This is a genomic window from Klebsiella sp. EMBS2024 (assembly GCF_036233805.1).
Classification (GTDB): Bacteria; Pseudomonadota; Gammaproteobacteria; order Enterobacterales; family Enterobacteriaceae; genus Klebsiella; species Klebsiella pneumoniae.
In genome coordinates this window covers 3,454,672-3,475,212 of record NZ_JAZARW010000001.1, presented here as the reverse complement: position 1 = coordinate 3,475,212, position 20,541 = coordinate 3,454,672, and the positions used below count along the sequence as shown (strand labels likewise).

Below are 20,541 nucleotides of genomic sequence, written 5' to 3'. Positions count from 1 at the left end.
ATAGGATTAATACCATAATTTAAAACAATCAGAAGAAGCTCTGGTATCAAAAATATAACATTTGCATCAATTATCATGATTTATTCAGTAATGAAAGTATGGTGCTGACTTATAATGAAAACTATCATAGATACATTATCTCAATTAAATCCTGTTTGTTGCAGTGCCCTGTCTGGCAAGATAAGCACCGAAATATAATGATTATATCAAGTCTGCTATCTTCATTCTTGTTGGCCAGGGGCCGATTACAAACGTAAAGATAACGGTAGTTCCGGGAATTTAGTCCTTTTATTGCGCAAAACTCTAAATGAGTGGATTAAGTAAGTGGCTTTTAGCCGTACACTCATTTGTCCACGCATCATCTGTGGATCTCCTGAGAGATACAGGGAAGTATAAAAAAACGTTGATAAATTGCGGTTTCTTGTATTTCAGGGGCTGTTACGGATGACATAAAGCAAACCGGCGAGGGGGCGGCAATGGCCGTTCCCGTTTTCGGCGGAGGTTTTGCCGGCGGCAGAAACAAAAAAACACCCTTGAGGGTGTTTGTAATGTTGGTTGCGGGGGCCGGATTTGAACCGACGACCTTCGGGTTATGAGCCCGACGAGCTACCAGGCTGCTCCACCCCGCGTCACCGTACTGCTTCACTTTGTCAAATTTGATTGGTTGCGGGGGCCGGATTTGAACCGACGACCTTCGGGTTATGAGCCCGACGAGCTACCAGGCTGCTCCACCCCGCGTCACCGTACTGCTTTACTTCATCAAATTTTAATTGGTTGCGGGGGCCGGATTTGAACCGACGACCTTCGGGTTATGAGCCCGACGAGCTACCAGGCTGCTCCACCCCGCGTCCGTGGAAGCGCACTATACTCCGCTAGCGAGATGATGCAACCTTTTTTCGACCAAATCGACATTTTTGTAAGAATTGGCTTATAAAACGCCATGTTGTGGTGTTTTTTTACACAAATCTGTGCCATCGATGAGATCGCGCATTTCAATAGCTCCGGCGCTTTGTTATCTTCAACACGCACTAAGGCTTCGCAGCAAAAGATGAGACACCATGAAAGGACGTTGGGCAAAATATGTAGCGACGGGGGCAATGCTGGCCATGCTCGCCGCCTGTTCCTCAAAACCGACCGACCGCGGTCAGCAATATAGCGATGGCAAGTTCACCCAGCCGTTTTCACTGGTAAACCAGCCGGATGCCGTCGGGGCGCCGATCAACGCCGGCGACTTCTCCGAGCAGGTTAATCAAATTCGTAACGCCTCGCCACGCCTCTATAATAGCCAGAGCAACGTCTATAACGCGCTGCAGGAGTGGCTGCGCGCCGGCGGCGACACCCGTACGCTGCGCCAGTTTGGCATCGACGCCTGGCAGATGCAGGGCGTCGACAACTATGGCAACGTCCAGTTTACCGGCTACTACACGCCGGTGGTGCAGGCGCGCCACACCCGTCAGGGCGAATTCCAGTACCCCATTTACCGTATGCCGCCAAAGCGCGGTAAGCTGCCTTCCCGCGCCAGCATCTATGCCGGCGCGCTGAGCGATAACTATGTGCTGGCGTATAGCAACTCGTTGATGGATAACTTCATCATGGACGTGCAGGGCAGCGGCTATATCGACTTTGGCGATGGTTCGCCGCTCAACTTCTTTAGCTATGCCGGGAAAAACGGCTGGCCCTATCGCAGCATCGGCAAAGTGCTAATCGACCGCGGGGAAGTGAAGAAAGAAGATATGTCGATGCAGGCGATCCGCGAGTGGGGTGAGAAGCACAGCGAAGCGGAAGTGCGTGAGCTGCTGGAGCAGAACCCGTCGTTCGTGTTCTTTAAACCGCAGTCTTTCGCGCCGGTGAAAGGGGCCAGCGCTGTGCCGCTGATCGGCCGCGCCTCGGTGGCCTCCGACCGGTCGATTATTCCGCCAGGGACCACCTTGCTGGCCGAGGTGCCTCTGCTGGATAATAACGGCAAGTTTAACGGCCAGTACGAACTGCGCCTGATGGTCGCCCTCGACGTCGGCGGGGCCATCAAGGGCCAGCATTTCGACATCTATCAGGGCATTGGGCCTGACGCGGGCCACCGTGCCGGCTGGTATAACCACTACGGCCGCGTATGGGTGCTGAAAAACGCCCCGGGCGCGGGGAATGTTTTTAGCGGCTAACTCCCCTGGCCGTGCCTGTTGACCAGGGCGCCCGGATGACGCCGCTTGCGGCGGCCTCCGGGCGCTGTCATTTTGTTCTGAGGTTCTATGTCTGTTGTAATCAGCGATGCCTGGCGCCAGCGTTTTGGCGGTACGGCACGTTTATATGGTGAAAAAGCGCTGCAATGTTTTGCCGACGCCCACGTCTGCGTGGTCGGGATCGGCGGGGTCGGCTCCTGGGCGGCGGAAGCGCTGGCGCGGACCGGCATCGGGGCGATCACCCTTATCGATATGGACGATGTCTGCGTCACCAACACCAATCGTCAGATCCACGCCCTCAGCGGCAACGTCGGGCTGGCGAAAGCGGAGGTGATGGCGGAGCGTATTCGCCTGATCAACCCGGAGTGTCGGGTGACGGTGGTGGATGATTTCGTGACCCCGGAAAACGTGGCGGAATATCTTGGCGTCGGCTTTAGCTATGTTATCGACGCGATCGATAGCGTCCGGCCGAAAGCGGCGCTTATCGCCTGGTGTCGCCGCTACAAGGTGCCGCTGGTGACTACCGGCGGGGCAGGTGGTCAGATTGACCCAACACAGATCCAGGTCGCTGACCTGGCGAAGACCATCCAGGATCCGCTGGCGGCCAAACTGCGCGAGCGGCTGAAAAGCCAGTTTGGGGTGGTGAAAAACAGCAAAGGTAAGCTCGGTGTAGACTGCGTCTTCTCTACGGAAGCGCTGGTCTACCCGCAGGCGGACGGCAGCGTCTGCGCAATGAAGAGCACGGCGGAAGGGCCGAAGCGGATGGACTGCGCTTCCGGCTTTGGCGCGGCGACGATGGTGACCGCGACCTTCGGGTTCGTCGCGGTGTCGCATGCCCTGAAGAAGATGCTGGCGAAAGCGCAGCGTGACGCTGCGGCTTCCGGAAAGTAGTTTCCCCTCCGGGCGCGGCGGCGGGAAAGCGAAATCGTGAGATTACCTTTCGCGGGCGGCGGCGAGCACCGCCTCGCTCAGGGCGCTGAGGCCCTGGCTGCGCGAGGCGCTGAGCTGGCCGCGCAGCCCCAGCTCGTCGAACAGCGCCAGCGGATCCTGCGCCAGGATCCCGGCGCGGGTTTTTCCTTCCACGGCGGTTAAAAGTACCGCCAGCAGACCGCGCACAATCCTTCCTTCGCTGTCGCCAAAGAAGTGCAGCCTGCCCTCGGCGTCCTCCTCATAGCCCAGCCAGACGCGGTTCTCACAGCCGGCAATCTCATGGGCCTGCGCTTTGCGCTCGTCGGTCAGCGTCGGCAGCTTTTTGCCCAATAAAATCAGCTGACGGTATTTATCCTCCCACTGGTTCAGCGGGGCGAAGATCTGGCGCAGCGTAGCGTCGGTAATGGTTGTGCCGAAGGGGTGCAGAGTTGTCATTAATCCACCAGAATTTCCAGGGCGCGATCCACCGCGTGGACCAGCGCCGCAACATCGTCTTGGGTATTGTAGGGGGCGAAAGAGGCCCGCAGGGTGCCGCTGACCCCTAAGGCCGTCAGCAGCGGCTGGGCGCAGTGTTGCCCGGCGCGCAGGGCAATGCCGGACTCCGCCAGCAGCGTCACCAGATCGCTGTGATGAATACCCTCAAATTCAAAGGCCAGCAGGCTTGACTGCTGGCAGCGGAAAGAGCGGAAGCCCGGCCGTTTCGCCAGTTCCTCTTCCGCCAGGCTCGCCAGACTGCGGCTCCAGTTTTCCGCCTGGCCGATATCGCTCTGCGCCAGCCACTCCAGCGCGGCGCTGAGGCCGATAACCCCGGCGACATTCGGCGTACCGGCCTCGAGGCCATAGGGGGCCGGCTGCGGCGTAAAGCCGTCAAAGCTGACCTCGGCGATCATTTTCCCGCCGCCGAGCCAGGGCGACATCGCTGCCAGCAGCTCGCTTTTGCCGTACAGGGCGCCGATCCCGGTCGGGCCATACAGCTTATGGCCGGAAAAGGCGTAAAAATCGATATCCAGCGCCTGCACGTCAGCGGGGAAATGCACCGCCCCCTGGGCGCCATCGACCATCACCACCATCCCGGCGGCGTGGGCAAGGCGGATAGCCTGGGCCAGGTCCGGGCAGCCGCCGGTGACGTTGGACATCTGGCCGATGGCCAGCACCCGGCTGCGCGGGGTAATCAGCGCGCTGAGGCTGGCGATATCCGGCAGACGGTCGGCGCCAAGCGGCAGTTTGACCACTCTGGCGCCGGTCTGCCCGGCCACCATCAGCCAGGGCACGAGGTTGGCATGATGCTCGGCTTCGCTAACGATAATTTCATCGCCAGGCTGCAGGCGCGGCCGGACGTAGCTCTGCGCCACCATATTGATGGCCTCGGTGGTCCCTCGCGTCCAGACGATATCTTTGCCGGACGGGGCGTTAAGCCACGCCGCCACGCGATCACGGGCCGCCTCGTAGCGCTCGGTCAGCCGCTGGGCGGCGGCGAACTGGCTGCGATGGACATTGCCGGCGCTCAGGCGATAAAACTGGTCGCTGGCGTCGATCACCGCCAGCGGTTTGAGCGCTGTCGCCGCGCTGTCGAGATAGACGCCGGCATCGGCCAGAGCCGGAAACTGCGCGCGAAAGTGCGCCGGGTTGAATGCGTTCATGGAATTCCTCGTATCAATGCCGCGATCGTCGCGCAATTTGCCGGGCGTGACAAGGTCTCTGCGTCCTGTGGAATTGTCCGAATGTGACTCCACGTCGGTCAAAGAGGGTTATGCTGAAAAGTGTTGGGTTTGTGTTTTAACCTATTACTTAACGAGTTACGAATAGTATAAATAGCCGTAAGGAGAGAAGAATGAAAATGACTAAGGCCGCTGCGATTATCTCTGCCTGTATGCTGACTTTAGGCCTGAGCGCCTGTTCCTCTAACTATGTGATGCATACCAATGATGGGCGGACCATCGTTACCGACGGGAAACCGCAAACCGATAATGACACTGGCATGATCTCGTATAAAGACGCGTGGGGCAACAAACAGCAGATCAATCGCTCTGACGTGAAACAACTGGGTGAACTGGACGAGTAAGGCAGTAAAAAGGCAAAAAAAAGCACCGCGCGTTGCGGTGCTACATTAAATCACTATGGACAGACAGGGTAAATGTACAGGAAGTGAAAAGGGGTAGCTTTGCTACCAGGGTCTGCAAAAACAGACCAATTGCAAACACAACAACACAACATCACAACCGTAAGCCAAAAGCTTGATGGAACACGCATTCCAAAAAAAGCTTCTCGTTCCGGCTCAGGAAGTGCCGCCACTATAGGTATTTGCTGGTAGAACCTCAACGGACAATTTATAATGGCTCAGATAAAAAAAACTAATAGGTTAATCATTGTTTCCTATTTGTTAAATTGAGTTAACATCTAAGCCAGAATAACCATGTCGAAGCGATTACCACCTCTGAATGCATTACGTGTTTTTGATGCAGCCGCACGTCATCTCAGCTTCACTCGGGCAGCCGATGAGCTTTTTGTGACGCAGGCCGCAGTCAGCCATCAAATCAAGTCTCTCGAGGATTTTCTGGGCCTTAAGCTGTTCCGTCGGCGCAATCGTTCGCTGCTGTTAACGGAAGAAGGGCAGAGCTATTTTCAGGATATTAAAGAGATTTTTTCGCAACTGACGGAAGCGACGCGTAAACTGCAGGCGCGCAGCGCCAAAGGGGCATTAACGGTCAGTTTATTGCCAAGTTTCGCCATTCAGTGGCTGGTGCCAAGACTCACAAGCTTTAACTCAGCTTATCCGGGAATCGACGTCAGGATCCAGGCGGTGGACCGTCAGGAGGATAAGCTGGCGGACGATGTCGATGTGGCGATTTTTTATGGCCGCGGCAACTGGCCGGGCCTGCGTGTGGAAAAATTGTACGCCGAGTATCTGCTGCCGGTCTGTTCCCCGCTCTTGCTCACCGGCGACAAAGCATTGAAAACGCCTGCCGATCTGGCGCAACATACCCTGCTTCACGATGCGTCCCGCCGCGACTGGCAAACTTATACCCGTCAGCTTGGTCTAAGCCATATTAATGTGCAGCAGGGGCCGATTTTCAGCCATAGCGCGATGGTGCTGCAGGCGGCCATTCACGGGCAGGGCGTGGCGCTGGCCAACAACGTCATGGCGCAGTCCGAAATTGAAGCCGGTCGTCTGGTGTGTCCGTTTAATGATGTTCTGGTCAGTAAGAATGCGTTTTACCTTGTTTGCCATGACAGTCAGGCAGAACTGGGTAAAATAGCCGCTTTCCGGCAGTGGATCCTGGCGAAAGCGGCAAGTGAACAAGAAAAATTCCGCTTTCGTTATGAACAATAATTACTTGTAGGGTAACAACATGACCAGCCGTTTTATGCTGATATTCGCCGCGATTAGCGGCTTTATCTTTGTGGCTCTGGGCGCCTTTGGCGCGCATGTCTTAAGTCAATCGCTCGGCGCGGCGGAGATGGCCTGGATCCATACCGGCCTGGAGTACCAGGCCTTCCATACCCTGGCGATTTTTGGTCTGGCGGTGGCGATGCAGCGTCGGATCAGTATCTGGTTCTACTGGAGCAGCGTATTTCTGGCGTTAGGGACCGTGCTGTTCAGCGGCAGCCTCTATTGTCTGGCGCTCTCTCATTTACGTCTGTGGGCGTTCGTGACCCCGGTGGGCGGCGTAAGCTTCCTCGCCGGTTGGGTTTTAATGTTAATTGGTGCAATTCGTCTGAAACGTAAGGGCGTTGTTCATGAATAAGGTTGTCCTCTATTGTCGCCCTGGGTTTGAGAAAGAGTGCGCAGCAGAAATTACCGATAAGGCAGCCCGCCTTGAGGTGTTTGGTTTTGCCCGGGTCAAAGAAGACTCTGGCTATGTAATTTTTGAAGGTTATCAGCAGGACGACGGCGAGAAGCTGGTGCGCGATCTGCCGTTCAGCTCGCTAATTTTCGCCCGACAGATGTTTGTGGTCGGCGAACTGCTGCGCGACCTGCCGCCGGAGGATCGCATAACCCCGATCGTCGGCATGCTGCAGGGCGTGGTGGAGAAGGGTGGCGAGCTGCGTGTGGAAGTGGCGGATACCAACGAAAGCAAAGAGCTGATGAAGTTCTGCCGCAAGTTTACGGTGCCGTTACGCGCGGCGCTGCGCGAGGCGGGCGTGCTGACCAACTATGAAACGCCAAAGCGACCGGTGGTGCATGTGTTCTTTATCGCCCCCGGCTGCTGCTATACCGGCTACTCATACAGCAACAACAACTCACCGTTCTATATGGGCATTCCGCGGCTGAAGTTTCCCTCCGACGCCCCGAGCCGTTCCACCCTCAAGCTGGAAGAGGCGTTCCACGTTTTTATTCCGGCGGACGAGTGGGACGAGCGTCTGGCGAACGGCATGTATGCCGTCGATCTCGGCGCCTGCCCGGGCGGCTGGACCTATCAGCTGGTGAAGCGCAACATGTGGGTCTCTTCGGTCGATAACGGCCCGATGGCCCAGAGCCTGATGGATACCGGCCAGGTGACCTGGCTGCGCGAAGACGGTTTCCGCTATCGTCCGAACCGCAACAACATCTCGTGGATGGTCTGCGATATGGTGGAGAAACCGGCGAAGGTGGCGGCGCTGATGGCGCAGTGGCTGGTCAACGGCTGGTGCCGGGAGACCATCTTCAACCTCAAGCTGCCGATGAAAAAGCGCTATGAAGAGGTGTCGCAGAATCTGGCCTATATTCAGGCCCAGCTGGACGAGCACGGCGTTAACGCCCAGATCCAGGCGCGTCAGCTGTATCACGATCGTGAAGAAGTGACCGTTCACGTGCGCCGCCTGTGGGCCGCCGTCGGCGGACGTCGCGACGAGCGTTAATCCTTCCCCCTCAGGCCGGAGACGCGTGCGCGTCCTCCGGCCTTCCCCTTAAGGCTGCGGCGCATCCGACACAATATGCGTCACGTCATCCAGATGACCAATCCTCGCCTCGCCGGAGCGGTTGAACTTGCTTTTGTCGATCAGCAGTAGCGACTGCGCCGCCCGCTTAAGCAGGATCGATTTGAAGTCGGCATTGAACGCATTGGAGTCCCACAGCGCGCCCTGCGGGTCGATGCCTTCGCAGGAAAAAATAAACAGATCGATCTCCAGCGATTTCAGCTGGGAAATCAGCGCCGGGTTCACGTAGCAGCCATATTTCCGCTGCAGAGTGCCGCCGGAGCAGGTGAGCGTGATCTGGTCGCGTTTGGCCAGCTCCTGGCAGATGGGCTGGCTGTTGGTAAAGACGTGCAGCGGGCGGTCCGGCAGCTGGCGGGCGAGATACCAGCAGGTGGAGCTGGCATCGAGGGCGATCACCATCCCTTCGTCAATCCAGGCCAGCGCTTCGCGGGCGATGTCGGCTTTATGCGCGTAATGGCTTTTCAGGCGCATGTGGAAAGGATCGCCGCTGTCCTGGCTGCGCTGGTGGATCACTTTGGCCCGGCCGTGGTTACGCAGCACTTTGCCCTGCGCCTGCAGCTCGCTCAGATCGCGGCGAATAGTTTCCCTGCTGACGTTGAGCTGTTTTGACAACGTTTCGGTGGTCAGGCTGCTGTGGGTGATCAGGAGATCGACGATCGCCTGCTGGCGGGCTGCTTTCATTTATTCTCATCCCATCATTGATTGAGCGTCTGCATCAGGCAGACGCTCCGGCATGAGATTACGGCGTGACTCCTTTTTTTAAAAGGATATTTCCGTACTTAGCGCACTCTCCTGTGATAACGATCGCAAAGGCTTTTTGCGCCCGGTCGTAGAAGGCAAAGCGGTCAATCCGCACGATATCCGGGCAGGGGGCCTGCGCCGATAGCGCCTGCCGATAGCGCTGTTCCACCGTCGGGTCGAGCGCATCGCCTTCGACGGCGGCCATCATCACCACCGGCGGCGCATAGCTGTCTAATTCGAACAGCGGGATAATCGCCTGCAGCAGATCGCTGACTCGCAGGCCATCGGCGCGTATCACCTGCGGCCCCATGCTGTGCGCCGGGAAATGGGCATCGGAAAAAATGATTTCATCCCCATGGCCCATTTCGGCCAGCACTTTCAGCAGTTCCGGCGATATCAGCGGGGAAATGGTTTTGAGCATCTCAGGCTTCCTCTATCAGTTCAGGTTCAGTTTGCGGCCAGAAATAGCGGTAGCGGTACGCGACCTGCGCTCTGGCCTGTTCTGGCGAAGAGAACTCGCCCACGCCATACCAGCCAAACATCGCCGCGCCGGCCACGGTGGTTTCGGCATCGTCGAGGACTTTGATCGGTATCCCGAGTCGGTTGGCCTTGATCTGGTTCCATAGCGCGTTGCGGCTGCCGCCGCCCACCAGCAGCAGCTCTTTCGCCCTGAAGCCGCCGATTTTTTCCAGGGTTTGCAGATGCTGCGCCAGCTGATCGCTTAACCCCTCCAGCGCGGCGCGGTAAAAATGGCCGCGGGTGGTGTTGAGCGTGACGCCCTGCCAGCCGGCGTGCTGGCTGGCGAGCAGGTCGCACTGCATCCTGACGCCCTGGGCGCCGGGCGGGATCGCCTGCGCTTCGTCAATCAGCGTCTGCCATGGGGTGTCAGCGCTCCACAGCAGTTTGCGCACCCACTCGAGCACGCCGGAGGCCAGCCACTGCATCCCCGGGTTATAGCGGCCCGGCTGGCTATCCAGCTCGCAGGTGGAGCCGCTGTAGTCACAGAGCAGCGAGGTGTCGACCTGCGCGCTGCGTACCATCAGGATCTCCCAGGTCCCGGAGGAGAGCACCGGCTCATCCTGCCCGGCGCCGGCGCCAAACAGAGCGAACTGGGTGTCATGCCCGGCCGAGATAACCGGGATCCCGACGGGGAGGCCCAGCAGCGCAGCGGCCTCCGGCAGCAGGGTGCCGATCGGCAGGCCTGCTTCAACCAGCCGCGGGAACAGGCGGCGCGGCAGGCCGGTCGCCTGCAGGATCGGCGCGCTGAAATCGCGCTGCCGGAGATCGAGCATCTGGCTGGTGCCCGCCATGGTGAGGTCGGTGGTGAACTCCCCGGTCAGCCGATGGTTGATCAGCGATGAAATAAACAGCCAGGCATGGGCCTGCGCCAGCAGCTGCGGGTGGTTCTCTTTCAGCCACACCAGCTTATACAGGGTGTTGAACGCAAACGCGCCGACGCCGGCTATCTGCTGCAGCTGGCGCGCGGGCATATACTGGCTAATATTCTCCATCACCGCCGCGGTGCGCGGGCATTTCCAGCTGATGATCGGATACAGCAGGGCGCCCTGCTCATCCACCAGCGCGCCATCGACGCCAAAGGTCGTGACGGTAATGCCGCGCACCGTGCAGGAGGCCAGCTGGTCATGGATCTGCCGACAGCAGTCGGCAAAGCGCTGCATAATGGCCTCCAGCGACCACTGGTGCCAGTCGCTTTTTTCCGCCGCGATGTCGCTGGCGTTCGCCGTTGCGGCGCGGGCGATAATGTTTCCTTGTCGATCCACGGCCATCGCCCGCACGTTCGTGGCGCCGCAGTCGAGGACCAGGATAACGTCTTGCTTCATAGTGACTCCCGAAACAACATTGCCGGATGGCGCAGCGCTTATCCGGCCTACAGACCGCGCGCGTCTGTAGGCCAGGTAAGCCTGCTCCTCCGGGCGAAACCAACCTGTTAACGCTTATACAGCGGCCCGTAGTTCTGGCAGGCGCGGTAGTCCTGGCCCTCGATATCCATGCCGTGCGCGGCCCAGGCGGAAGGGCGATAGATTTTCGCCTCTTCCACGTTGTGCATGCAGACCGGAATGCGCAGCATGGCGGCGAGGGTAATGAAATCTGCGCCAACGTGGCCGATGGTCAGCACGCCGTGGTTGGCGCCCCAGTTGGCCATCACCGAGTACACATCGCTGAACGGGCCCTTGCCGGTCAGGCGTGGGGCAAACCAGGTGGTGGGCCAGGTGGAGTTGGTGCGGGCGTCGAGCTGGTCGTGCATCGCTTTGGGCAGCGCTACGCTCCAGCCTTCGGCAATTTGCAGCACCGGCCCCAGACCTTTGATGATGTTCACCCGGGTCATGGTGAACGGCACGCCGCCTTCGGTCAGGAAGCGGGAAGAGAAGCCGCCGCCGCGGAAGTATTCGTGGATCGCCGGGCACCATTCGGTCGCCGCGAGGCAGGCATCCGCCTCGCTCTGCTCAATCTCCCAGTGGGGTTTCATCGTCGGATTGCCCTGCGCGTCGCGCTGCTGGCAGGAGCCGTCCAGCGCCGCAGAGCCGGAGTTAATCAGGTGAATGATGCCGTGCTCCGCCCGCCCGGTGAGCGTCTGCCCGGTGACCCGTTCAACGGCATCCGGCGACCAGTAGGTGCGTACGTCGGCAAACACCTGGGCGGTGCCGGTGAGCTGATGGCCCATCAGCATGGCCACGCCGTTGAGGCTGTCGTTTTCGGTAGCGACGACAAACGGTTCGCGCACCCCGTTCCAGTCAAAAGAGCTGTTGAGCAGCGCTTCGGCGGTATCGCCATTGGGGTATTGATCGGTCCAGTGGCGCTGACCCTGGAAACCGGCGGCGATGGCGTTGTAACCCAGCGACTCCTCCACCAGCCCTTTTTCTGCGAGCTTCGGGTTGCCCTGCATCATGTCGCGGATGCACATCGCCATCAGCAGGCTCTCTTTCAGCACCGCGCGGCTCTGCGTTTCATTGCGCTTATACTGTTCAGCGTTCTGATCTTCGCCGTAGCGGAAGTGTTTATCCGCCCACGCCAGCGCCATCTCCAGCTCGGTTTCATCATAGATTTTTTGATCGATTCGCCGGCGCAGCTCCGTCATGTCGACAGCCTGCACCTTCATGCCGAGCCAGGACTCAAAAAAGTTGTGGTCGACGATAGATCCGGCGATGCCCATTGAGACGCCGCCCAGCGACAGATAGCTTTTCCCTTTCATACTGGCGACAGCCAGGCCGGCGCGAGCGAAGCGCAACAGCTTTTCTTCGACATCCGCTGGGATCGAGGTGTCATCGGCATCCTGCACGTCATGTCCGTAGATGGAGAACGCCGGGATCCCTTTCTGGCTATGGGCCGCCAGCGCCGCGGCCAGATAGACCGCCCCCGGACGCTCGGTGCCGTTAAAGCCCCAGATGGCCTTCGGGCGCAGCGGATCCATGTCGATGGTTTCGCTGCCGTAGCACCAGCAGGGGGTGACGGTGATGGTGACGCCGACGTTCTGGCTGCTGAATTTCTCTTCACAGGCGGCCGACTCGGCCATACCGGCGATGCAGGTATCGGCAATCACGCACTCCACCCGGGCGCCGCAGGCGTGGCGCAGTTTCTCGCTGATAAGCGCGGCGGTGGCTTTCGCCATGTTCATGGTTTGCGCTTCCAGCGACTCGCGGACCCCCATGCGACGACCATCGATTACCGGACGAATACCGATCTTCGGTAAGCTGATTTTTTTCATTACAGATCCCTCAGGTTATGCGGATAACAGGTTTAGTTCGTCGCCGCTTGTGAACGGAAACGGGCAAAAATAAAGATGATGGCGAAGCACAGCGCCGGGACCAGTTCGGCGGTCGGGATATTGCCGGCGGCGTCGCTGACAAAGCCCATCACCGGGGTAACGATCCCGCCGCCGATAATGGTCATGACGATAAATGACGAGCCATATTTGGTGTCCTGGCCAAGATGCTTAATCCCCAGCGAGAAGATGGTCGGGTACTGAATGGACATAAAGGCGCTGCACAGGGTCAGGGCCAGCAGACCGACGTGGCCGCCGCTGAAGGCGGAGAGCAAACAGAGCAGCATGGCGATAAACGCATAGATAGCGAGCACGTTGTGCGGCGCGAAGCGGCGGATAAGCCAGGTGCCGGTAAAACGGCCGATAAAGAAGCAGACCATGGTGGCGGTCAGGTAGTTGGCGGCGAAACCGGCCGTCATGCCCGGGATCTCTTCGATAGCGTAGCGAATCAGGTAGCTCCAGCAGGCGGTTTGCGCGCCGACGTAGCAGAACTGGGCCAGTACCGCCCAGCGCCAGTGGCGGATGCGCATCAGGCGCGTCAGCGAGGCGAAAAAAGTGCTCTGCGCGCTGTCGCTGTGGTCATCGCTTTGCAGGGAGGGGAAGCGGGTGCAGACGATCAGCAGGGCGACCAGCAGGACAATGGCCACGATAATCATATAGGGGGTTTGTACCGACAGGACCAGACTGTGCTTCCAGGCGCTGAGCTGTTCCGGCGTCATTTTATCCAGCACCTCCTGCGGCTGATGCGGGACGTTAGACAAAATAAGACTCTGGCCAAATACCACGGCAATAATGGCGCCGAATGAGTTAAAGGTCTGGGCCAGATTAAGGCGGAAGTGACCGCCGCTTTCCGGACCGAGGACGGTGACAAACGGGTTGGCCGCGGTTTCCAGACAGCCAAGCCCGGCAGCGATAATAAATAATCCAATGAGAAATAAGGTGTAATTCATCACTTCGGCGGCAGGCCAGAACAGCGCGGCGCCGCAGGCATATAAAAACAGCCCCGTAAGGATGCCGGCTTTGTAGCTGAATTTTTTCATCAACATCCCGGCGGGGATGGGAATAATAAAATAGCCAAAGTAAAAGGCCGATTGAATTAATCCGGCCTGGAAGTTAGTCAGGGTAAAGGCCTGTTGAAATTGCGGTAATAAAATATCATTCAGATTATTTGCCACGGCCCACAGAAAAAAGAGGGAGCACAGCAGAGCGAAAGGAATAATGTAGCTCTTACTCTGCCCGCTCTCCATGGCGCGGTAACTTTGCGTTGGTATCGTTGTGTTTCCCATAGCGTCCTCATCAGTTCAGAAGCATTTACAACAGCATTCAGGGCGCAGTCTGGTGCTGCAGCAGACCGCAAAATTAAGTGAGCTCAGGTGACGCGCCGGTGAGTGAAATGAAAGTCACGGCGGAACTCATGGCTTCATTTTCAAATAAAAACCGCCTGTTAATATGATGATGGTCACACTTAACGTACTGTGGGCCATTTTATGTGATTATTGTCACTTTAATTTTTCAAAAACGCTGACCGTTTGAGAAAATAAATTCACAAAACCACAACGCTAATGACCGAATGAATATATATCGTGGAAAACGGGCAAATGTTACAAAGAAATAAAATGCCCGCTTGATGAAATATTATTAAGAACGGGCATTTTAATCTCTCTCGTAATGGGCATGGTTGCTTTATTCATGGCGGAATAATTGACGCGGCTCACAAAAAATAATCATGAAAATTCCCCTTTGAATATTCAGGTTGATGATGAAGACCATTATTCACCCTATCCCACGGTAGCCGACGATATTTCTGTTGCCCTGCCGTTGATGGATGATGAGTCACCAAAAGAGGAACGCAATGGAAAGAAACAGACTGGCCCGGCAGATTATCGATACCTGCCTGGAAATGACCCGCCTGGGGTTAAATCAGGGGACTGCCGGCAATGTCAGCGTGCGCTATCAGGGAGGAATGCTGATCACCCCTACCGGTATCCCATATGAAAAGCTGACGGAAGACAAGATCGTCTTTATTGATGCCGAGGGCCAGCATGAGCAGGGAAAACTGCCCTCCAGCGAATGGCGTTTTCATCAGGCGGCCTACCAGACGCGACCCGATGCCCAGGCGGTGGTCCACAATCACGCTGTCCATTGTACGGCGGTGTCGATCCTCAACCGGCCCATCCCGGCCATCCACTATATGATCGCCGCGGCCGGCGGGAATTCGATCCCCTGCGCGCCCTATGCCACCTTCGGCACCCGCGAACTGTCTGAGCATGTCGCGGTGGCGCTGAAGCACCGCAAAGCCACGCTGCTGCAGCATCACGGCCTGATCGCCTGCGAGGCCAGCCTGGAGAAAGCGCTCTGGCTGGCGCATGAAGTGGAGGTCCTGGCCCAGCTCTACCTCAGTACGCTGGCGATTACCGACCCGGTCCCGGTGCTGGATGACGAGGCGATCGCTATCGTGCTGGAGAAGTTCAAAACCTACGGATTACGCATTGAAGAGTGATGCCGCAACGCTAACAGGAGAGCCACGATGGCAAACAGAATGATCCTCAATGAAACGGCANGGTTTGGCCGGGGAGCGATAAACGCATTAACCGATGAAGCGGTGCGGCGCGGTTATCGTAAAGCATTGATCGTCACCGACAGCACTCTCGCCCGCTGCGGCGTGGCGGCGAAAGTCACCGACAAACTGGATGCCGCCGGGCTGGCATGGGATATATTCAGCGACGTGATCCCTAACCCGACCATCGCCGTGGTCCAGCAGGGGCTGCAGGCCTTTCAACGCAGCGGGGCGGATTACCTGATCGCCATCGGCGGCGGTTCGCCGCAGGATACCTGTAAGGCGATCGGTATTATTCAGCGTAACCCGGAATTCGCCGATGTCCGTAGCCTCGAGGGGCTGTCGCCCACCCGTCAGCCCAGCGTGCCGATCTTCGCGGTGCCGACCACCGCGGGTACCGCGGCGGAGGTGACGATTAACTATGTCATCACCGATGAAGAACAGCGGCGCAAATTCGTCTGTGTCGACCCGCACGATATTCCGCAGGTGGCCTTTATCGATGCCGATATGATGGACGCTATGCCGCCGGCGTTGAAAGCGGCTACCGGCGTGGACGCCCTGACGCATGCTATCGAAGGGTACCTCACTCGCGGCGCCTGGGCTTTGACCGATGCTCTGCACCTCAAGGCCATCGAGATCATCGCCGGCGCGCTGCGCGGCTCGGTTGCCGGCGACGCCGGCGCGGGGGAAGCTATGGCGCTCGGCCAGTATGTGGCGGGGATGGGATTTTCCAACGTCGGGCTTGGCCTGGTGCACGGCATGGCGCATCCGCTCGGCGCTTTTTACAACACGCCGCACGGCGTGGCGAATGCCATCCTGCTGCCGCACGTGATGCGCTTTAATGCTGAGGCGACCGGGGAAAAATATCGCGACATCGCCCGGGCGATGGGCGTCAGGGTGGAAGCGTTAAGCCTGACCGCCGCGCGCGAGGCGGCAGTAGAGGCGGTCTGCCAGCTTAACCGCGATGTCGTTATTCCCGGCCATCTGCGCGAGGTGGGCGTCAGGAAAGAGGATATTCCGGCGCTGGCCCAGGCGGCGCTGGNGGATGTGTGTACCGGCGGCAACCCGCGCGAGGCGAGCCTGGCGGATATCGTCGGGTTATATCAGGCGGCCTGGTGATTGCCTGTCCCGGGTAAAGCAGGCAGTTACCCTGCACCGGCGCACCTCTTAACGATGGTCAGCGCGTCAGCCGCAGCTGCTGCAGATTGCCGTCCAGCTGGAGGTCGGTCTGCAGGCGGGCCACCTCCCGGCAGGTGAAGGCCATGTCCTGATGCGCGGCCAGCTTTTTGCGCCACTTCTCCGGGACCTCGGCCAGACGGGCGTACAGCCCCTCCAGGTCCTGAAACTCGTTCAGCAGCTGGGCGGCGCTTTTGGGTCCAATGCCCGCCACGCCCGGCACCTTCGAGCTGCTGATCCCCGCCAGCCCCCAGTAATCCGCCAGCTGCTCCGGGGTGACGCCGAACTCGCTGGCGATGAAGGGGGCGTCCAGCCAGCGCTTCTGAAAGTAGTCGCGGATGCGGATGGTGGGCGACAGCAGCTGGCAGTAGCCTTTGTCGGTGGAGACGATGGTGGCCTGATGGCCCGCCTGGGCCACCTTCACCGCCAGGGTGGCGGCGAGATCGTCTGCTTCGCTGCCCGGCGAGGCCCAGCAGCGGATCCCCCGCTGTTCGAAGGCGGCCCGCAGCGCCGGCATCTCGGCCACCAGCGTCTCCGGCATCGGCGCGCGGCCGGCTTTGTACTCCGGCAGGCGCTGGTGGCGCCAGCCGTGGGCGCGATCCTCATCATCGAACACCGCCACCGCGTGGGTGGGCTGACTGTGGACGATCAGCTGCTCCAGGGCATGCAGGCAGGTATCGACGCAGGGTGAACCCTGCACCGCGTGGATGCGGCGGATCAGATTTAACGCGTCGACGATTAACAGATGAACAGCCACAGATACCCCCTTATTCTCAGCGTCTTTAGGGTAACATCGCCATCAGATCGAGGCTATCTGCGCCTGAACAATCAGGAAGATAACGCGCAATTTTCGCTAACTGACCGCCATCAGCGAGCTGGCGACGCCGGGCGCGGGCTCGCCGTACCACACCGCTTCCCGCACCGGGACCGGTTTGGTGATAAGCCCGAGGGCGTAAAAGCGATCGGCGATGGTCTGCTGGGCGCGGATCACTGACAGATCCATCGGCCTTGGGCGGTGGCTTCGGCGGGCGAGGGCGATGCGCAGCGACCGGGCGTCAATCCCCAGCTCTGCCGAGAGTAAGCGGGCCGCTTCGCCACGATGCGAGTCGATAAACTGCCCGGTGTGGGTCAGCTCCGTCAGCAGGCGGCGCATGATATCGCCGTGCTGAGCGAGATAGTCCCGTCGCGAGAGATAAAACTGATGGTTGTTGACCCGTCCTTCGCCGCTGGCGACCACCCGCAGCTCGCCGGTGTGTTCGGCGTCGCTGAGCAGCGGATCCCACATCATCCAGGCGTCAACCGCCAGATAGTCGCTGGCGGTCAGCGGATATTTCGGCGGGGTATAGACCACCCGCACATCGTTCAGACCCAGGCCGGCGTCCTCGAGGATCTGCAGCAGCAGCCAGTGGACATTCGACCCTTTATTGAGGGCGATGCGTTTACCGCGCAGATCGCTGAGCTGGCGAATGTCGCTCTCCTGCGGGACGACCATCGCCACGCTGCGCGGCGCCGGCGGCTCCCACGCCACGTACATCAGTTCGCTATTGCTGGCCTGGGCAAACACCGGCGGCGCTTCTCCGGTGGTGCCGAAGTCGATCTCGTTGCAGGCGAGGGCGTGGAGGAGCTGCGGTCCGGCAGGAAACTCACTCCACAGCACGTTGACGCCGAGGCTGGCGAAGGCGGTTTCCAGACTCTGACGGGCTTTCAGGATCCCGAGGCTGCCGAAGCGCTGGTAGCCAATGCGCAGTTCGCGATCGGCCCCGGCTGCGTTGGCGAACGCCCGCGGCGGCGCAGGCGGGCGGCGGCGGCTTTTGATCAGCCCGAGGTTAGCGAGCTGGGTGCGCAAGGTATGCCGGCTGATCCCCAACAGCGCGGCCGCCTGGCTCTGGTTATCGTCGCAATGTGCCATGGCGTGGCGAATCAGGGCGCTGGTCACTCGCTGCCACAGCGGCTCGCCGGGAAGCGCCAGCTGGTGGCGAATAAAGTCGTCCAGTTCATGATCGCTCGCCGGCCCCGGGGCGTCGTTGAGCGTCGCCAGGCGCAGCTGGGCAGGACTGATCTCCTCTTCTTTACTGAGCAGCACCGCGTTGTGCAGGGTGTTTTCCAGCTCGCGAATATTGCCCGGCCACGAATAGTCCATCAGCCGGGCCAGTGATTCCGGCGCCAGACGCAGGGTTGGCCGCCCGAGGCGCCGGGCGTAGAGTGATAAAAAGTGGTGCGCCAGCAGCGGGATATCCTGCCGACGCTGGCGCAGCGGCGGCAGCGGCACCACCGCGATATTCAGTCGATAGTAGAGATCCTCGCGAAAGCGGCGCTCGCGGATCGCCTGGGCCAGGTCAACGTGGGTGGCGGCAATCACCCGGACATTCACTTTAATCGCTTTGCGTGAGCCGACGCGGGTAATTTCACGCTCCTGCAGCACTCGCAGCAGCTTGACCTGCAGCGGCAGGCTTAATTCGCCGATCTCGTCCAGCAGCAGCGTCCCCCCTTCCGCGGCTTCAAACCAGCCGGGCTGTCCCTGCTGCGCGCCGGTGAAGGCGCCTTTCTCATGGCCGAACAGTTCAGCTTCGGCGAGGCTCTCGGTCAGCGCGCCGCAGTTAACGGCCAGAAACGGCTGCTGGCGACGGGCGCTGTGATGATGGAGATAGCGGGCCACCACCTCCTTGCCGGTGCCGGTTTCGCCCACGATCAGCACGGTCGCCTCCGTTGGCGCGAGTTTGTCCAGCAGGCTCTGGAAGGCCTTCGACGCCGGGTCGATCAGCGCGGGAGCGGTGGAAGGGGATTCTGGGTTCAGCATAGCGGGCCTCCGATCGTTGACGCTCTGAACTTATCCTGCGGCGGCCGCAGAAACCAGAGGGGGAAGGCCCGCGGCTGTTGCAAATGCGCCAGCGGATGCGCGGCGGCTGCGCGATTTGCAACAGCGCGGCGCGGCGAAGCCGTTTTCAGTGCATTGATTTTAAAAGATTAATTTTTTATTCACCATTGGCATGATTATCGCTAACACCCATATAACCAAATTAAAACATCTCTTCGATAAATATCGGATATGGTTATATAGGAAATAGATAATGACGCAGCAAGCTCCCGACAAGATCAATGTCTTCTGGTTCTTACCTACCCACGGCGATGGCCGTTATCTGGGTACCACCGAGGGTGGACGCCCGGTCGATTTACCTTATCTGCAGCAGGTGGCGCTGGCAGCCGACAGCCTGGGCTACTACGGCGTGCTGATCCCCACCGGTAAAAGCTGTGAAGATTCGTGGCTGGTGGCCTCGGCGCTGGCGCCGTTGACCCGCCGTCTGCGCTATCTGGTGGCGGTCAGGCCGGGCCTGCAGCCGCCAACCCTGGCGGCGCGGATGGCGGCTACCCTCGACCGTTTATCGGAAGGTCGGCTGCTGATCAACGTCGTTACCGGCGGCGACCCGGTGGAAAACAAAGGCGACGGTATCTTCCTCAGCCACAGCGAGCGCTATCAGGTGACCCGCGAATTTCTTGATGTTTACACCCGCCTGCTGCGCGGGGAAAAAGTGGATTATCACGGCGAGCATATTCATGTGGAAGGCGCTGAGGTGTTGTTCCCGCCGGTGCAGGAGAATGGCCCGCCGCTCTATTTCGGCGGCTCTTCTGATGCGGCCATTGATGTGGCGGCCGAGCAGATCGACAGCTATCTGACGTGGGGCGAACCCCCGGAACTGGTGGCGGAGAAGTTGGCGGTGGTGCGCGAGCGCGCCGCGGCCCGCGGACGCACCCTGCAGTACGGCATTCGTCTGCATGTCATTGTGCGCGAAACGGAAGAAGAGGCATGGGCCGCCGCCGACCGGCTGATCGCCCATCTTGACGACGATACCATTGCCCAGGCGCAAAAGATCTTCGCCCGCATGGACTCGGCCGGCCAGGCGCGGATGAGCGCCCTGCATCAGGGATCGCGCGATAATCTGCGCATTGCGCCCAATCTGTGGGCCGGCGTCGGACTGGTGCGCGGCGGCGCGGGTACCGCGCTGGTAGGTAATCCGCAGCAGGTAGCGGAACGCATCCGCGAATATCAGGCGCTCGGCATCAGCAACTTTATCTTCTCCGGTTACCCACATCTGGAAGAAGCGCACCGCTTTGCTGAGCTGGTGATGCCTCTGTTGCCGCTGGAAAACGGGGCCTCGTCGAAGGCGCGTAGCGTGAACACCGGTCCGTTTGGCGAAACCATCGGCGGCGATAAGCGCCCGGTGCGCCAGGTCAGCGCCAGCTGATGGCCCGGAGCGCGACCATGAGAC

General features: G+C 59.5%; 19 protein-coding genes and 3 tRNA genes. 10 read left to right on the top strand and 12 right to left on the bottom strand.

All coding sequences use genetic code 11. The features are described from left to right. Nucleotides 1–552: 552 nt before the first annotated feature. From VZP09_RS15930 to VZP09_RS15920, 3 genes are all read right to left on the bottom strand, one after another. A tRNA-Met gene (locus VZP09_RS15930) sits at nucleotides 553–629 on the bottom strand. A gap of 32 nt (nucleotides 630–661) precedes the next feature. Continuing rightward, nucleotides 662–738, bottom strand: a tRNA-Met gene (locus VZP09_RS15925). Nucleotides 739–771: 33 nt separating this feature from the next. Next, nucleotides 772–848: transfer RNA gene (locus VZP09_RS15920), tRNA-Met, on the bottom strand. Nucleotides 849–1,058: 210 nt separating this feature from the next. Here VZP09_RS15920 and mltA point away from each other — a divergent pair. Further along, nucleotides 1,059–2,156 carry a murein transglycosylase A gene (gene mltA / locus VZP09_RS15915; protein WP_002915579.1) on the top strand — a complete coding sequence of 366 codons (1,098 nt, stop codon included), beginning with the start codon at nucleotides 1,059–1,061 and terminating at the stop codon, nucleotides 2,154–2,156. Nucleotides 2,157–2,243: 87 nt separating this feature from the next. Beyond that, nucleotides 2,244–3,065 (top strand): tRNA cyclic N6-threonylcarbamoyladenosine(37) synthase TcdA, encoded by an 822-nt coding sequence (tcdA, locus tag VZP09_RS15910; protein ID WP_002915577.1) that lies wholly within the window; start codon nucleotides 2,244–2,246, stop codon nucleotides 3,063–3,065. A gap of 42 nt (nucleotides 3,066–3,107) precedes the next feature. On the opposite strand, the gene csdE is transcribed toward tcdA, so the two are convergent. Then, nucleotides 3,108–3,539: a cysteine desulfurase sulfur acceptor subunit CsdE gene (gene csdE / locus VZP09_RS15905; protein ID WP_004142894.1), complete on the bottom strand. Its 432-nt coding sequence runs from the start codon at nucleotides 3,537–3,539 to the stop codon at nucleotides 3,108–3,110. Continuing rightward, on the bottom strand, nucleotides 3,539–4,744 hold the full coding sequence (csdA, locus tag VZP09_RS15900) for a cysteine desulfurase CsdA (RefSeq protein WP_020804185.1): 1,206 nt from the start codon (nucleotides 4,742–4,744) through the stop codon (nucleotides 3,539–3,541). The genes csdE and csdA overlap by 1 nt, the downstream gene beginning before the upstream one ends. A 197-nt stretch (nucleotides 4,745–4,941) precedes the next feature. On the opposite strand from csdA, the gene VZP09_RS15895 reads away from it, so the two are divergent. The 4 genes from VZP09_RS15895 to rlmM all read left to right on the top strand — a co-directional run bounded on the left by VZP09_RS15895 (nucleotide 4,942) and on the right by rlmM (nucleotide 7,943). Continuing rightward, on the top strand, nucleotides 4,942–5,166 hold the full coding sequence (locus VZP09_RS15895; protein WP_002915549.1) for a YgdI/YgdR family lipoprotein: 225 nt from the start codon (nucleotides 4,942–4,944) through the stop codon (nucleotides 5,164–5,166). Between the two features lie 351 nt (nucleotides 5,167–5,517). Further along, nucleotides 5,518–6,435, top strand: coding sequence for a glycine cleavage system transcriptional regulator GcvA (gene gcvA / locus VZP09_RS15890; protein WP_002915545.1), 918 nt, complete (start codon nucleotides 5,518–5,520; stop codon nucleotides 6,433–6,435). A 19-nt stretch (nucleotides 6,436–6,454) separates the two neighbouring features. After that, entirely contained in the window at nucleotides 6,455–6,850 is a 396-nt protein-coding gene (locus VZP09_RS15885; protein ID WP_002915543.1) for a DUF423 domain-containing protein, read from the top strand. Beyond that, nucleotides 6,843–7,943, top strand: a complete 1,101-nt coding sequence (rlmM, locus tag VZP09_RS15880) for a 23S rRNA (cytidine(2498)-2'-O)-methyltransferase RlmM (protein ID WP_002915541.1) — start codon at nucleotides 6,843–6,845, stop codon at nucleotides 7,941–7,943. The genes VZP09_RS15885 and rlmM overlap by 8 nt, the downstream gene beginning before the upstream one ends. A gap of 48 nt (nucleotides 7,944–7,991) precedes the next feature. Here rlmM and fucR read toward each other — a convergent pair whose 3' ends face one another. The 5 genes from fucR to fucP form a co-directional block, all read right to left on the bottom strand. Beyond that, nucleotides 7,992–8,702, bottom strand: a complete 711-nt coding sequence (gene fucR, locus VZP09_RS15875; RefSeq protein WP_004142883.1) for an L-fucose operon activator — start codon at nucleotides 8,700–8,702, stop codon at nucleotides 7,992–7,994. Nucleotides 8,703–8,760: 58 nt separating this feature from the next. Further along, entirely contained in the window at nucleotides 8,761–9,183 is a 423-nt protein-coding gene (gene fucU / locus VZP09_RS15870; protein ID WP_002915538.1) for an L-fucose mutarotase, read from the bottom strand. A gap of 1 nt (nucleotide 9,184) precedes the next feature. Continuing rightward, nucleotides 9,185–10,603 carry an L-fuculokinase gene (fucK, locus tag VZP09_RS15865; protein WP_023282952.1) on the bottom strand — a complete coding sequence of 473 codons (1,419 nt, stop codon included), beginning with the start codon at nucleotides 10,601–10,603 and terminating at the stop codon, nucleotides 9,185–9,187. Between the two features lie 107 nt (nucleotides 10,604–10,710). Further along, nucleotides 10,711–12,486, bottom strand: a complete 1,776-nt coding sequence (gene fucI, locus VZP09_RS15860; RefSeq protein WP_023287943.1) for an L-fucose isomerase — start codon at nucleotides 12,484–12,486, stop codon at nucleotides 10,711–10,713. Between the two features lie 32 nt (nucleotides 12,487–12,518). Next, a complete protein-coding gene (gene fucP / locus VZP09_RS15855; protein ID WP_004151076.1) occupies nucleotides 12,519–13,829 on the bottom strand; it encodes an L-fucose:H+ symporter permease in 1,311 nt (436 codons plus the stop codon). 566 nt (nucleotides 13,830–14,395) lie between these two features. Between fucP and fucA the strand changes: the two genes are divergently transcribed. Together fucA and fucO are read left to right on the top strand one after the other, a co-directional pair. Further along, the gene (gene fucA / locus VZP09_RS15850) at nucleotides 14,396–15,043 is read left to right on the top strand and encodes an L-fuculose-phosphate aldolase (RefSeq protein ID WP_004181130.1); all 648 of its coding nucleotides are present in this window, start codon (nucleotides 14,396–14,398) and stop codon (nucleotides 15,041–15,043) included. Nucleotides 15,044–15,070: 27 nt separating this feature from the next. After that, nucleotides 15,071–16,219 carry a lactaldehyde reductase gene (fucO, locus tag VZP09_RS15845; protein WP_328795271.1) on the top strand — a complete coding sequence of 383 codons (1,149 nt, stop codon included), beginning with the start codon at nucleotides 15,071–15,073 and terminating at the stop codon, nucleotides 16,217–16,219. Nucleotides 16,220–16,277: 58 nt separating this feature from the next. Here fucO and xni read toward each other — a convergent pair whose 3' ends face one another. Continuing rightward, a complete protein-coding gene (gene xni, locus VZP09_RS15840; RefSeq protein WP_223362895.1) occupies nucleotides 16,278–17,033 on the bottom strand; it encodes a flap endonuclease Xni in 756 nt (251 codons plus the stop codon). Nucleotides 17,034–17,129: 96 nt separating this feature from the next. Next, nucleotides 17,130–19,073, bottom strand: a complete 1,944-nt coding sequence (locus tag VZP09_RS15835; RefSeq protein WP_223362894.1) for a sigma-54-dependent Fis family transcriptional regulator — start codon at nucleotides 19,071–19,073, stop codon at nucleotides 17,130–17,132. Between the two features lie 77 nt (nucleotides 19,074–19,150). On the opposite strand from VZP09_RS15835, the gene VZP09_RS15830 reads away from it, so the two are divergent. Both VZP09_RS15830 and ssuD read left to right on the top strand, forming a co-directional pair. Beyond that, nucleotides 19,151–19,267, top strand: coding sequence for a hypothetical protein (locus tag VZP09_RS15830; RefSeq protein WP_004219275.1), 117 nt, complete (start codon nucleotides 19,151–19,153; stop codon nucleotides 19,265–19,267). 77 nt (nucleotides 19,268–19,344) lie between these two features. Continuing rightward, nucleotides 19,345–20,517, top strand: coding sequence for an FMNH2-dependent alkanesulfonate monooxygenase (gene ssuD, locus VZP09_RS15825; protein ID WP_002915347.1), 1,173 nt, complete (start codon nucleotides 19,345–19,347; stop codon nucleotides 20,515–20,517). Nucleotides 20,518–20,541 lie beyond the last annotated feature (24 nt).